General features: G+C 66.1%; 12 protein-coding genes and 1 pseudogene. 6 read left to right on the top strand and 7 right to left on the bottom strand.

The features are described from left to right. The first annotated feature begins 70 nt into the window (after nucleotides 1-70). Nucleotides 71-679: a metal-dependent hydrolase gene (locus tag ACZK45_RS03000; RefSeq protein ID WP_125895335.1), complete on the top strand. Its 609-nt coding sequence runs from the start codon at nucleotides 71-73 to the stop codon at nucleotides 677-679. Beyond that, entirely contained in the window at nucleotides 676-2,061 is a 1,386-nt protein-coding gene (locus ACZK45_RS02995) for an FAD-binding oxidoreductase (protein ID WP_125895334.1), read from the top strand. The genes ACZK45_RS03000 and ACZK45_RS02995 overlap by 4 nt, the downstream gene beginning before the upstream one ends. Nucleotides 2,062-2,083: 22 nt before the next feature. On the opposite strand, the gene ACZK45_RS02990 is transcribed toward ACZK45_RS02995, so the two are convergent. Beyond that, nucleotides 2,084-4,105 carry an acyltransferase family protein gene (locus ACZK45_RS02990; protein ID WP_478445437.1) on the bottom strand — a complete coding sequence of 674 codons (2,022 nt, stop codon included), beginning with the start codon at nucleotides 4,103-4,105 and terminating at the stop codon, nucleotides 2,084-2,086. Nucleotides 4,106-4,569: 464 nt separating this feature from the next. Between ACZK45_RS02990 and ACZK45_RS02985 the strand changes: the two are divergent. After that, nucleotides 4,570-4,965 (top strand): annotated as a pseudogene (locus tag ACZK45_RS02985) (hypothetical protein). Between the two features lie 36 nt (nucleotides 4,966-5,001). Here ACZK45_RS02985 and ACZK45_RS02980 read toward each other — a convergent pair. The 3 genes from ACZK45_RS02980 to ACZK45_RS02970 all read right to left on the bottom strand — a co-directional run bounded on the left by ACZK45_RS02980 (nucleotide 5,002) and on the right by ACZK45_RS02970 (nucleotide 9,107). Beyond that, entirely contained in the window at nucleotides 5,002-5,505 is a 504-nt protein-coding gene (locus tag ACZK45_RS02980) for a fimbrial protein (RefSeq protein WP_346487037.1), read from the bottom strand. 16 nt (nucleotides 5,506-5,521) lie between these two features. Next, the gene (locus tag ACZK45_RS02975; protein WP_478445436.1) at nucleotides 5,522-7,969 is read right to left on the bottom strand and encodes a fimbria/pilus outer membrane usher protein; all 2,448 of its coding nucleotides are present in this window, start codon (nucleotides 7,967-7,969) and stop codon (nucleotides 5,522-5,524) included. A 142-nt stretch (nucleotides 7,970-8,111) separates the two neighbouring features. After that, nucleotides 8,112-9,107, bottom strand: coding sequence for a fimbrial protein (locus ACZK45_RS02970; RefSeq protein ID WP_125895946.1), 996 nt, complete (start codon nucleotides 9,105-9,107; stop codon nucleotides 8,112-8,114). Between the two features lie 241 nt (nucleotides 9,108-9,348). On the opposite strand from ACZK45_RS02970, the gene ACZK45_RS02965 reads away from it, so the two are divergent. From ACZK45_RS02965 to ACZK45_RS02955, 3 genes are read left to right on the top strand one after another with little or no spacing between them, the layout of a single operon-like run. After that, the gene (locus tag ACZK45_RS02965) at nucleotides 9,349-9,864 is read left to right on the top strand and encodes a fimbrial protein (protein ID WP_478445435.1); all 516 of its coding nucleotides are present in this window, start codon (nucleotides 9,349-9,351) and stop codon (nucleotides 9,862-9,864) included. A 59-nt stretch (nucleotides 9,865-9,923) separates the two neighbouring features. Next, nucleotides 9,924-10,646, top strand: coding sequence for a fimbrial biogenesis chaperone (locus ACZK45_RS02960; protein WP_125895944.1), 723 nt, complete (start codon nucleotides 9,924-9,926; stop codon nucleotides 10,644-10,646). 49 nt (nucleotides 10,647-10,695) lie between these two features. Beyond that, a complete protein-coding gene (locus ACZK45_RS02955; RefSeq protein WP_125895943.1) occupies nucleotides 10,696-11,067 on the top strand; it encodes a DUF805 domain-containing protein in 372 nt (123 codons plus the stop codon). Between the two features lie 267 nt (nucleotides 11,068-11,334). On the opposite strand, the gene thiL is transcribed toward ACZK45_RS02955, so the two are convergent. The 3 genes from thiL to ribH form a co-directional block, all read right to left on the bottom strand. Then, nucleotides 11,335-12,297 carry a thiamine-phosphate kinase gene (thiL, locus tag ACZK45_RS02950; RefSeq protein WP_346487044.1) on the bottom strand — a complete coding sequence of 321 codons (963 nt, stop codon included), beginning with the start codon at nucleotides 12,295-12,297 and terminating at the stop codon, nucleotides 11,335-11,337. Nucleotides 12,298-12,415: 118 nt separating this feature from the next. Further along, nucleotides 12,416-12,895: a transcription antitermination factor NusB gene (nusB, locus tag ACZK45_RS02945; RefSeq protein WP_005408062.1), complete on the bottom strand. Its 480-nt coding sequence runs from the start codon at nucleotides 12,893-12,895 to the stop codon at nucleotides 12,416-12,418. Then, a complete protein-coding gene (ribH, locus tag ACZK45_RS02940; RefSeq protein WP_005408061.1) occupies nucleotides 12,892-13,359 on the bottom strand; it encodes a 6,7-dimethyl-8-ribityllumazine synthase in 468 nt (155 codons plus the stop codon). Before ribH ends, nusB begins: the two co-directional genes overlap by 4 nt. Nucleotides 13,360-13,408 lie beyond the last annotated feature (49 nt).

The raw sequence follows: 13,408 nt of genomic DNA, 5'->3' as shown, positions 1-13,408 counted from the left end.
GCTTCTGTGCCAACCAAGGTTGGCACCTACCAGAGCGCAGCCTGGCCGGCACGACCACGGTGCGTGACTGATGCCTTCGATCATCACCCATGCCGCTGTGCCGTTGGCGCTCTGGTGCGCCGCTGACCGTGGCCGCATCCCTCCGCGCCTGCTGGCGGCCGGTGTGATCGCTGCGATGCTGCCCGATGCGGACGTATTGGCCTTTGCACTGCACATTCCCTATGCCGATGCCTTCGGCCATCGCGGTGCCAGCCATTCGTTGCTGTTTGCCGGCGTGCTGGCGGCATTGGCCGCGGTGTTGGCGTTCTTTGGTAGTCGCCGACCTTGGTCGGCGGTTTCGTGCCAACCAAGGTTGACACCTACCAAGGCAGGGCCAACGGTGGCATCGACCCTACAAGCGGCGGTGTTCGTCTTCGTCTGCGCCGCCAGCCACCCGCTGCTGGATGCGATGACCTCCGGCGGCCTCGGCGTCGCCCTTGCCTGGCCATGGAGCGAGCAGCGCTTCTTCGCGCCGTGGCGACCCATCCGCGTTTCTCCGTTCGCGCCGCAGTTCTTCAGCGCACGCGGCGTGGCCACCCTGCTCTCTGAACTGCGCTGGGTGTGGCTGCCACTGGCTACCGCCGTTGTTGCCTGGAAACTGATCCAACCCGCTCCCGTTGCCCCACGAGATCCGTCATGAGTCCTGCCCTGCCTGCTGCCCTGGTTGCCGAACTGTCCACCCTGCTGGGCGCGGAGGGCTGGCGCATGGATGACAGCGCGCTGGAGGCGAACGCGCAGGACAACTCGTGGCGCCACCAGCGCCCGGCGGCGGTGGCGCTGCCAGCCGACATCGAACAGGTGCAGGCTTTGGTGCGGGCCTGCCGTGCGCATGGCGTGGCCTTGGTCGCACGTGGCGCTGGTACCGGCACCACCGGCGCGGCGGTGCCGCTGCCCGGCAGTATCGTGCTGTCGTTCACCCGCATGGACCGCATCGTCGAGATCCGCGCCGGTGACCGTTGCGCGGTGGTGCAGCCGGGCGTGCTCAACGGTACCCTGCAGCAGGCACTGGCGCCGCATGGCCTGTTCTGGGCACCGGACCCTTCCAGCGCCGAGATCTGCAGCATCGGTGGCAACCTCGCCTGCAACGCCGGCGGCCCGCGCGCGGTGAAGTACGGCACCAGCCGCGACAACGTGCTGGGTCTGGTGGCGGTGACCGGCACCGGCGACGTCATCCGCTGCGGCGGCGCCTACACCAAGGACGCCACCGGCTACGACCTCACCCATCTGCTGGTAGGCAGCGAAGGCACGCTGGCATTGATCGTGGAAGCCACGCTGAAACTGACCCCGCTGCCGGTCAGCCAGGCCGGGCTGCGCGTGCTGTACCGCGATGCCGATGCCGCCGCAGCCGCGGTATCGCGATTGATGTCGCAGCCGGTAGTACCCACCCGCCTGGAGTTCATGGACGCACGTAGCCTCGAGCTGCTGCGGCTGAACGGTGCCGACGTGCCGGAGGCCGGTGCAATGCTGCTGGTGGAAGCCGATGGTGACCACGACACCCTGCCCTATCTGCTGCAGGCCCTGGCCAGCGCCGCTGAAGGCGATGGCATGATCGAACTGGATGTGGCGATGGAAGGACGCGCGCGCGACCAGCTGTGGGCCGCACGCAAGGCGTTGTCGCCTGCGCTGCGCAGCGTTGCGCCGGGCAAGATCAATGAAGACGTGGTGGTGCCGGTATCGCGCATTCCGGAGCTGGTGGCGGGCGTGCAGGCACTGGCGCGCGACTACACGCTGACCATCGTCACCTTCGGCCATGCCGGCAACGGCAACCTACACGTCAACATCCTGTATCACCCGGACGATGCCGACGAGAACGCGCGCGCACATGCCGCGCTGCCAAAGATCTTCGCGCTGACGCTGGCGCTGGGTGGCACCCTGTCGGGCGAACACGGCATTGGCCTGGCCAAGCGCGATTTCATGGCGCAGGCCTTTACCCCGGAAACGCTGGCGACGATGCGCGCGATCAAGGCCGCGCTGGACCCGGACGGCATTCTCAACCCGGGCAAGGTGCTGCCGCCGGTGTGAACGCCGCCGGGCATGCCCGGCGCTACCGGGGCGCGCTGCCTACGCTGTCGATAAGGGTCTGGCGGAAGCTGGGCAACAGCACGCGATTACCGTGCCCGCTCAGATGGTCATTGTCGAAGAACAGGGGTTCACCGTCTTCCACCGCCGAACAGGTGTCTGGCCCGCACAGCAACGGCAGCGGGTCCCACACCGTCAGCGATGGATAGCGTGCTGCCAGCTCGGCCAGCAGCGCCATCTGCGGTGCGCGCAGCCTGTCCAGGTCAGCGCGCGGCATGCTCAGACCTCCCGCGCATGCCGGGTTGTGGCGGTTGAACCAGTCCGAACAGCGGTACGCACCGGCCTTGAACAGCGGTAGCGGTGCGTCGATCACCACGTGTACGCCCAGCGTCTGCAAACGCCCAAGAACATGATCAGCCTCATCGCGCGCGGCCTGCGCATCGGTCGGGGTACGCTCGGCAAGCAATTGACGATAGACCTGCTGCGCATCCTGCTGTTGCCAGTCGAATCCGCGCAGCTCCGGCATGCGCAATGCCGCAAGCAGCACGATGTCACCAGGACGTGCCTCGCTCTCGATGGTCGACAGCGCGTCCTCAATGAAGTCCTGGCAGTCGGCCGGGCTGGCCCGCAGCAGATTGACGAAGCTGCAGCCGCCGCGATCCTGCTGGTGCACCTCCATGCCGGTCTGCCGCGCGACCATGCTGGTCATGGTGCGATACGCCGCCGCGTGCGAATCGCCAGCCACGAACAGGCGCCGCCCTTCAAGCGCCGGCGCACTCACCGGCTCCAGCGGGCGCCAGGCCGGGTAGCGGCGCGCCTGCCATGCATAGCTGTTGCGGGTGACGCTCAGCGAGACCTGCTCGTGGTACTCCACGGCGGCCCAGGCACCCGCACCACAGAGCGCCACCAGCGGCAGCGCCATCGCCAGCACCTTGGCCGGCGCCAGGCGCAGCAGTGGTGCCGCATTCCGCAGTGGACGCTCGATGAAGTGATACGACACGGCGGAGACCGCCAGCAGCAGCGCCGGATACAGCCACAGCGCGACGCCATGCAGGCCATACGTCCAGCGCAGCAGCACCAGCAGTGGCCAATGCCACAGGTACAGCGAATAGGACAGCCGGCCCAGGTGGGCCAACGGTGCGCAGCCCAGCGCGCGCGAAATGCGCGATGTACCCGGTGCCGACACGCTCGCCAACAGCATCAACGTACCGGCCACGGTGGCCAGCACGCCCGGAACCGGCATCGCCAGCTGCGGTGCGGTCACCACGCCTGCACCCAGCAGCACCAGACCGATCACTGCAACCGCATCACCGTTCTTGCCCGGCGTGCGCGCATGCATCCACTGGTAGAGCAGCGCGCCCGCGGCCAGCTCCCAGAACCGCGCAGGCAGCAGATAGAACGCTGCCGCCGGTGCCGTCTGCGCCTGCCAGCCTGCCCATGCCATGGACAGCAGGGTGAGCACCGGCAGCAACCAGCGCGACCACGGCCAGTGCTCACGCCCGCGCAGCCACACGAAGAACAGCAACGGGAAGACCAGGTAGAACTGCTCTTCCACGCCCAGCGTCCATGTATGCAGGAACGGATTGAGTTCAGCACCGGGTGAGAAATAGTCGTCCTGCTGGCCGGCCAGCACGATGTTGCTGAAGCCGACCAGCGCGGCCCAACCGGTCTGGTCGAACTGCTCATTGCGCCACGCGCGGGGGATGAACAGTGCCGACAGCACGAAGGTCGCCATCAGCATCACCAGCAGCGCCGGCAACAGACGCAGCACGCGGCGCCGGTAGAAGTCGAGCAGCATCGCGCCCAGCGACGCGTGGGTGCGCAAGGCCAGCGACTGGCTGATCACGAAGCCGGACACCACGAAGAACAGGTCTACCCCGGTGAAGCCCCCGGGCAGCCACGTCGCGTTGGTGTGGAAGACGACGACGGCCAGCACCGCCAATGCGCGCAGGCCATCGATGGCCGCATTGTGGGAACGTTCGGGAGGGAACATGCAGGCAACGGGTGGAGAACGATCCGACAGCATCACCACCGCTGCCGCAGTCATTCAATGGACGATCGCGACAGGCAAGGACATCGTTCAGGTCCGGTCATAGCCCGACGCAGTTGCAGAGTCGAGCATGGCTCGACTCTGCAGGGAATGTCGCATTCGGCAGGCAACTCCCTGTGCCGCCTGCCAGCCAAGAAATTCCAACACTTTCGAAGTTTCCAACAATTCTCATTGGCAGCGTGGGCGCTTCATGCAAATCACGTAGCGCCACCGACAACAGGTGGCACGGGCTTCCAATCCCGTTTGGTTAATGTCGTTTACGCTTGCCTGCCGGCGTCGCTCTTTCCTTGTTGGGTGGCGTCGGCAGGCAATCTGTCCGTGCATCTATGGCGGGCGGTGCGTGGGGGCCTCGCGCCCGCCGGCATTTGACGACGTTAACCACCGGTATTGGAACCACGCACCGTCCGCCACCCTCGCTGTTAAGCGGGGTGGCCTCTTGCCGCTTGCACAAGGACGCCGCCATGACCGCTTCCCCCTACCCGCACCTTTTCGCCACCCTGGGCGACGCTGCCACGCGCCTGCCGGATGACCTGGCACGCACGCTGGAAGACACCTTCGTTGCGCTGCAGAGCGGCAACAACGCTGGCACCATCACCCTGCAGGCCTGCCTGCAGCACATCCGCTAGGGCGATGCGGCTGATGGCCAGCCGTGGCCCGGCAGCAACCGTACACCCGGGCAGCGCGTGGCGTTGGCGCGCATCGACCGCGCCAATGCGGGGCTGAGTTTCCTGCTGGAACTGCTGCACGCCACCGAACGCGTACGCGTGGACGGTGAAATCGATCAGGAGATGGGCGATGGTGCGCGCGAAGGGGTGCTGCTGGCCTGCCGTGGGCTGGCCGAGTATGTGGATGTGTAGTTGCTGGCGGTATGACAACCCGCAACCGCAGCCCGCTCAATCGTAGAGCGCGGTAACCGTAATGGCCGTCTGAACCGCACCCGCGTTGACGCCACTGGTCGTGGGCAGGTAATAGCCCGCACGCAGCGTGTAGCTGGCGGTAGCACCGGTCACGGGCACTTCAATGCCGGTGTCACCCTTTTTCAGATAGACGTTGCCCGTGGCGCCGGCCAACAGGGCGACCGAAACGCCTCGTGCCGGATCAGTGCTGGCGGTGTTCTTCCAGCGCTGCGCATCACCATCGGCTGCGGTGCCGTCGAAGGACAGCGTGGCTTTGGCAACGCCGATGCAGCCCGTGAAGTTCAACGTACTTTGCTTCAGCAGGTTGTCACCCACCTTCAGCTCATCGGCCTTTACGTTGTCCAGCGTGATGGCCGGTGCCGTCAACGTACAGGTGCCGGGCAGAACGCGGCCGGAAATGGTGAGCGTGGCGGCCGCTGCACTGCCGATGGGCAATGCCAGTGCCAGAAGGGTGAATGAGGGGAACATCAAGCGTTTCATCGGGTACTCCAGAAGGTCAATGGATGGATGGGCCGGCGCCAGCCAGCTCGGGTGAGACAGCGAAGGGCTGGCAGGTGGCGTGGGCCCAGGACAGGCCATAGGCATCGGGCGCGTCAGGCAGTTGATAGGCCAGGCGGCAGCGTTGCGGCCCGTCCGGGTCAACGATCAGCGCGCCTTCGGGCTGCGCGCCACGCAACTGGATGACACCGCCCTGCCCCACCGCGCCTGCGGGCGTGCCGTCCTCGCGCTGCACACGCGCCGCAAATGGCAAGGGCTGGCCCAATGCATCGGTGGCATCGATGAACAAGGTGCGCTCGCGGCGTACTTCGAACGGTACGCGCACGACGCCACCGGCGGTGGGTGCAACACGTTGCGAGGTCTGCAGCATTTCCACCTCCAACGGCAGGCCCGAAGGATCCAGATCAATGCGGTTCCAGCGGTAGGGGCTGACGTGCGGCAACAATGCGTAACCATTGCGTGCCACACGGATATCCACACCCGTACCCACCTGTGCGCCCTCTGCGCCCGGTGCATGCACCAGCGCGAAGCCCTCGCCCGCCGGCGGCCCCATATTCAGGCCGCCTGCGTGTACCACCAACGCGCCGGAAGCACTCAGGGTCTGGCTGCTGTGCCCGGTCGCGCGGCTGTAGGCGGCGTTGACGTTGGCGTAGCGCCCCTGGTAATCCAGATAGGCACTGCTGCTGTTGCCACCCTCGCCTTGAGTGCTGGATACCGAGTAGTTCATCGCGCGCCGCTCGCCCAGGTAGCCGCTCACCCCCGCCTGCACCTGCTGCCCAGCACTGGCGTGACTGATCTGGGTGCTCGCCCTCGGCGCATTCTCGCTACGGCCCAGCGGCACTGCGAAGGTGAAGGTATAGCGTGTGTCAGGGCGGCCATTGCCCAGCCGGTAGCGGAACACCGAAATTCCGTAGTTCGCGCGCCCCACGGTGCTGCTGAAGCCGAACTGGAAATCGGTCTGGCGCTGCGCGGTATCCCAGAAAGCCACGTGTCCGCCATTGAGGAACAGCTGGCTTGCCGACCCCAGGCGCTGGGAGAGATTGGCCTGGTAGCGCTGTCGCGCGCGGCCGGCGTAGCCCCAGTCGTCGGACGCAGCACGGGCCACGTCGTTCAGGGTAAGGAATCCGCGCGTACTGTAGCGGTACGCGGCCAGACCCACGTTGGTTCCGGTACTGGCTACGTAGCGCTGGTAGTTCAGCCGCAGGCTGTTGCCGGCAACGCTGGGGCGTCCCGGCAGCTCGGCCTGCGAGTGGGTGATGTCGATGCCGACGGCACCCACAGGCGTATTCACGGCGGCACCGGCAATCGCCGCGCGATAGCCCTGCGCGATTTGAATACCCCCCAACGCGGTGAGGTGATTGCTGAGACCGCGCGCGTAGGTCCCCTCGGCGAAACGGAGATGGGCCAGACGGCCTCCGGCGTCGCGCAGCGTTCCCGCGCTCGCGCTGAACCTGGACGTACCTGCGCGCAATGCCTGTGGCACGGCGGAGAAGCTCACGTTGAACCGCTGGCTGCGCCCATCCGCCTCGGTAACCACCACTTCCAGGTCGCCACCGGAGTTGGTCGGGTACAGATCGTCGATGACGAACGGCCCGGGCGCAACGTTGACTTCATGGATGACGATGCCGTTCTGGCGGATGCTGACCACCGCGTTGCCCTCGGCGATGCCGCGCACGGCCGGAGCATAGCCACGCAGCGAGTCGGGCAGCATGCGTTCGTCGGTGTACAAACGAGCCCCCATGAACGGGACACTGTCGAACAGCTCGCCACCGGTGTTGCCCTCGCCCAGCAACAGCTGGCTGTTCAGCGCTGGCAGATCCCTTTGCAGATGGCTGCTGATGGTTCGGTAGCGGGAGCCTTGGCTGCTGTGATTGAACGAAGCGCGATGGCGCAGGCGCCAGTCGCCCATGTTGAAGCCGGCACTCACGCCTACGTAGCTGCTGTCGCGACGGGTGCTCCGGTAGTGGTTGGCGGTGTAGTTGACGAATCCAGCCGTGATTCCGGAGTCGCGGTGTTCAGCCGGCACATGGCCACGCGCACGTCGTGCCTGCATCGCCTGCGGAACGGTCAGCTGCAATTGCAGCGCACTGTCGTCGAAGTTTGCGGTGGCCCCCTCGATGGCGGTTGGCAGATCGATACAGCCGATGTCGGCCACCTGTGCGTGAAGGGCCTGGCGGTGATCCTCACGCAACTGCAGTGCATCCAGTAGGTCCGCAGGCAGGCACGGGCGCGCATGGGCTTCGCCCTCTGACGCCTTGAACGTGATGTCGCGGGTCTGGTGGAACTGTCCATTGATCCACACATCCACCCGGTGCTGGCCTTCCTCGATCGGATTGCCCTGCGCGTAGCGGCGCATATCGATGGACTGCCCGCCGATCAGGAATCCTTCGCTGAACTCGATGGCCGGAGCGGCAGCGGCTGCAAGCGGAAGCGAGATGGAGAGCACCCCTGCAATCGCGCACGGCAGATGGGAGAGGGCGAGTGCGCGGGGACGCGCGCAGGAGCGAACGGTGGTCATGACAGGGGACGCATGAAGGCGCGAAACGAGATGCGGCGCGATGGCAGGAAAAGGAAGGCGTGCGCAGGCATCAGTAGTAGTCCGCCAGCAGCGAGACCTCGCCAAGGATGCTCCCGGTGCGAAGTTCCGCAGGCGTGCGCAGATAGCGGGCGCTGAACGGCACGGACATGACCGTTCCGGTGGTGGTGCCGTAGCTCCAGGACTGCTGCATGCGCACCGGCGTACCGTCCTGCAGGACCTGCAGTGCCACGCCGGTTGTGGTGGTGCCCGGTGCGGGAGACAGAACATCGCCGGTGTTGGCCAGGTCGTGCACGTCATTCATTTCCAGCACCAGCGGGCGACCGCTGGCGCCGCAGTTGACCGCGACGTTGAAGGCCTTCTCGCCTGCAGTCTGCTGCAGATCCAGCGTGCGGGCATCGATCGGATCCAGCGTTACGGACTGGGGAGTGACCGCGCAGGTCTGGGCCTTGAAGCGCACCCCGATGTTCAGATGATGGCGTCCCACGTTGCCTGACTGCGTTGTTGCCATCGATCCGATCGAACGCTTGGGCGTGGGCTCCATCTGACCGCCCCGCGAATAGACATCCACCCAGACCAGAACCTCACCCTCGCGTCCGTTGCCCATGCGGTCCAGCGGCTCACCACGGCCATCGCGCAGGGAGTAGCCACCCGCTTGACCCTCTTCAATGGGACAGGCATCGCCTGGGGGGCATTCCATGTATGACCGCGACTCGAAACGGAACATCAGCAATGCGGATTCCGGCCCCATCGCGTACGCCGCTGTCATCGTCGAATTTGCTTCGTTGTAGACGTCGCCGACATAGGACAGCCCCAACAGACTGGGCACGATGGTGCCGTATGTCTCACCTGCCAAATCGCAGGCGAACTTCAAAGTTCCATCAACAGTGCCCATCCAGCGATGAAGATCGGGCACGAAAGCCACATCGAACTCGTGGTCGATGAACGCATCTCCGCCCAGGAGGCGGCAAGCGGCCTGAGTGTCGAATACGGCACATGACAGGAGCAGTGCGGGAAGCACCAGCGGTCGGGGGAGAGGGAATTTCATGCGGAACTCCTGCAGGGCGCCGCATCAATTGCGCATGCGCCGCTAGGGGTTGAGGGGCTTTCAAGGGCATGCACGATAGTTCGCCCCCTCCTCCGACCCCATACAACAAATTGCATTCGGCGCTAAGAGGAAATCGTTTGCAACAAGTTGCATGGTGATGCGGCTGCACGACATCGACACTGCGCATCGTTCGGTGGCCCTCGGCTGCCGGCGCCTCCCATTCCGCAACGAGAACACTTCGATGTCGATCAAGCTGAACCTGCTGGCGCTGTCCGCGCTGGCGATCATGGCCGCGCCTGCGGCCCACGCCGAACAGCTGGAAATCACCGGCGAACTGATGACCTCCACCTGCAGTGTCGGCTCCGCCGGTGGCACCATCACCGTGCCGATGGGCAAGGTGGACCTGGCGTCGGTCAATGCCGGCGCCCGTGCCGGCCAGAAGAACTTCAGCATTGCCCTGGACTGCACCGGCTCGGGTGCGGCGCAGGAAGTCGGCGTGCGCTTCGGTGGCACGCCGGATGGCAGCACCGGAAATCTGGCCCTGACTGCTGCGTCGGGCGCGAGCAATGTGGGCGTGGCGCTGTATGACGCAGCGGGCGACCACCAGAAGATCGGTGACGACCCGACCCAGTGGGTGACCATCGCCGCCGGTGGCAGTGGCCAGCTGGATTACAGCGCGTGGTACGCCTCGCCGGCCCAGAACGCTACGGCCGGCACCGCCAACGCGTCCGGCGACTTCGTGGTGCTCTACAAGTAAACGGTATCCGGCGTACGCGCGCACGGATGCGCGCGTGCACCTCCTGCATGAGGTATTCCATGAAACTCCGCCCATCGTTGTGGTTGCCGGCCCTGCTGGCCACCGCGCTTGTGCTGCCGGCGCAGGCCGCGGTCACCCTGCAAGGCACGCGCATCGTGCACGACGCCAGTAAAAGCCGCGATGTCACGGTCAAGGCCAGCAACGTGGGTGAGCAACCCGCGATGACGCAGGTCTGGATCGACGCTGGCGACAGCCATGCGCGGCCGGAGAATGTGCGCACGCCGTTCCGGTTGACGCCGTCCGAGCCGCGCTTGTTGCAGGCCAAGCAGGGACAGGCCTACCGGATCACCTATGCGCCGCGGCCCTCAGAGCCGCCGCTTCCGACTGATCGCGAGTCGGTGTTCTACTTCAACCTGCTGGATATTCCGCCCAAGCCCGCCAATGCCAGCGACAAGAACCTGCTGCAGTTCGCGGTGCGCACGCGGGTGAAGCTGTTCCATCGCCCCGCTGGTCTGCCGGGCCAGGCGCGCGATGCGCCGGGCCAGTTGCAGTGGCGTATGGCGGCAGGGGCATTGCAGGTGAGCAATCCGACTGCGTATCACGTGACGCTGGCTTCGTTGACCTTGCCCGATGGCAGTCGGGTACCGGCGGACATGATCGCGCCCGGTGCACAGGTGCTACTACCGCTGCCAGCCGGTGCACCGATTCCGGAGAGCCTGGCATTCCAGTGGCTGGATGACTACGGCACCGCGCGCGATGCCCAGGCAAAGGTCGTTCACTGATTGACGCCGGGCAATGGCTCGGCGCTACTTGATGAATGAAACACGCAACATGAAGAAGATGATGATTCCGCTTATCCGCTATGCGCAGTTCAGCGGGCGCGCCAGCCGCAGTGAGTACTGGTGGTTCCAGTTGTTCATCGTGATCGTTTCGATCCCGCTGTACGTGCTGGGCTTCTATGCCGGTTACAGCGGTTCGCAGGGTCTGGCCCTGGTATCAACCAGCCTGAGCGTGGTGATGTGGCTGGTGTTCGCCTTGCCGTGCATTGCGGCGACCATTCGCCGCCTGCACGATACCGATCGCTCGGGCTGGTGGTTGTTGCTGGCGTTCGTGCCGTTCGTCAGCCTGGTGCTGCTGGTGTTCCTGCTGCTGCCCAGCACGCCGGGCGACAACCGTTTCGGTGCGCCAGTTCCGCACGTGTAGTCGCCCCGCTTTGGTAGGCGTCGACCTTGGTCGACACGGTGTTGCCACGCGCGGCTGACACATCCGTGCCAACCAAGGTTGGCGCCTACCAGAGCAATGCCGAGGCACCTCCGCTACCGTACGGGCACGGGTGGCTGACACCTTCGTGCCAACCAAGGTTGGCACCTACCAGAGCGACACCGATGTGCCTCCGCGACCGTGGGGCACGAGCGGCTGACACGTTCATGCCAACCAAGGTTGGCACCCACCGGAGCAGTACAGCTGCGGCTACGCGAAGTGCTGGTATCCACCGTCGGCGGCTTCGCCATCCACGTGTACGCCCTGCCCTTCGGCGATGCGGCCGATGCGGGTGAGCGGCACGTCCAGCGATTCCGCCAGGTAGTGCAGCGCGTCGCGCTGGTCGGCGGCGGCGGTGAAGCACAGTTCGTAGTCGTCGCCACCGCGCAGTGCGCAGTCGCGCGCGCCATCGCGGCCGAGCAGCTCACGCAGCGCGTGGGAGATCGGCAACGAATCGGCATCGACATGTGCGGCCACGTTGCTGCGCGTAGTGATGTGACCCAGATCGGCCAGCAGGCCATCGGACACATCCACCGCCGCGTGTGCGAACGCACGCAGGCGCAGGCCCAGGGTCACACGCGGCGTCGGCCGCAGCAGACGCAGGCGCAGGCTTTCGTAGTCGGCCAGCAGCGTGGCGGTGGCGATGCTCAGCGCAGCTTGCTGCCACAGGCGCAGCGCACCGGCGGCATCGCCGAGCGTGCCGCTTACCCAGATGTCATCGCCCGCCTGCGCGCGGTCGCGACGCAGCGCCTGGCCACGTCCCACCTGGCCCATCGCGGTCACCGACAGCGACAACGGACCGCGCGTGGTGTCACCGCCGATCAACGCAATGTCGTGCTGATCGGCCAGGGCGAAGAAGCCATCGGCGAACGCATCGATCCAGTCTTCGGAGGCTTCCGGCAGCGACAACGCCAGCGTGCACCACGCCGGGCGCGCGCCCATCGCAGCCAGGTCCGACAGGTTGACCGCCAGGGTTTTCCAGCCGATGTCGAAGGCCGGGGTTTCCACCGGGAAGTGCACGCCGCTGTTGAGCGTGTCGGCAGTGACCACCAGTTGCTCATTGGCACGCGGCTGCAGCAGCGCAGCGTCGTCGCCGATGCCGAGCAGGATGTCGTCGCGCTCGAGGGTACGGGCGCGGATGCGGTCAATGAGGGCGAATTCGGCCAGGGACATGGGGCGCTCCCGCTGTTGTACGTGCCGCGCAGGGCGCGGTGGGCGGTAGTGCCGGCCGCTGGCCGGCAACCTCAGGACCCCTGCAGCTGTTGAGCCGGCGGCTACGACCACAGGTGGGTCAGTGACCCGATTCGACCTTGCGCCATTCCACGGCGGCACGATCCAGCACGCCGTTGACGTAGGTATGACCATGTTCGGAACCGAAGCGCTTGGCCGATTCGATGGCCTCGTTGATCACCACGCGGTACGGCACGTCCAAGCGGTAGCGCAGCTCGTACGCCGCCAGGCGCAGCACCGCGCGTTCGATCGCGTCCACTTCTTCGATGCCACGGTCCAGGTACGGGCCGAGCGCTTCGTCGATGTCGCGGCGGTTGTCGAGCACGCCGTGCAGCAGCGCCTCGAAGTACGCCAGGTCGGCGATTTCGCGGGCCTGCTCGTGGGCGAACTGGGCGATCAGCGACTGGGCGTTGCCGCCGGAGATCTGCCAGGCGTAGATGGCCTGCACAGCACGACGGCGGGCGCGCGAGCGCAGCACCGGATCGACGCCATCACGGCGGACGGGTTTACCGGAGGGCTTGCCCTGGGTGTTCTTGTTCATGGCAGCTGCTCCAGAAGATTGACCATTTCCAATGCGGCGAGTGCGACTTCCTCGCCCTTGTTGCCGTGGCTGCCGCCTGCGCGGGCCTCGGCGTCTTCAACGCGTTCCACCGCCAGCACGCCGTTCAGCACCGGCACGCCGAAGTCCAGCTGCACGCGCATCAGGCCTTCGGCGCAGCGATCGGCCACGTGCTCGTAGTGGCGGGTATCGCCACGGATCACGCAGCCCAGGGTAAGGATGGCGGCGTGTTCGTGGGCGGCGGCCAGGCGCGCGGCCACCAGCGGCAGTTCCCAGGCACCCGGCACGCGGATCACGTCGATGTTGGCTTCGGTGATGCCGTTGCCAGCCAGGCTCTGGCGGGCGCCAGCGACCAGCGTGTCGGTGATGCGGGCATTCCAGCGGCTGGCCAGGATGGCGAAGCGCGCCGATTCGGGAGTGCGAAGATCGCCTTCGAAGTGGCTCATATGCGGCTTGGGGGACTCGATAAGGGGGTAATTCTAGCGTGGATGGGCC

The organism is Stenotrophomonas sp. 63632_Sma (assembly GCF_056482875.1).
Note: the sequence above shows the minus strand (reverse complement) of the source record. Positions and strands in the feature narration are given on the sequence as shown.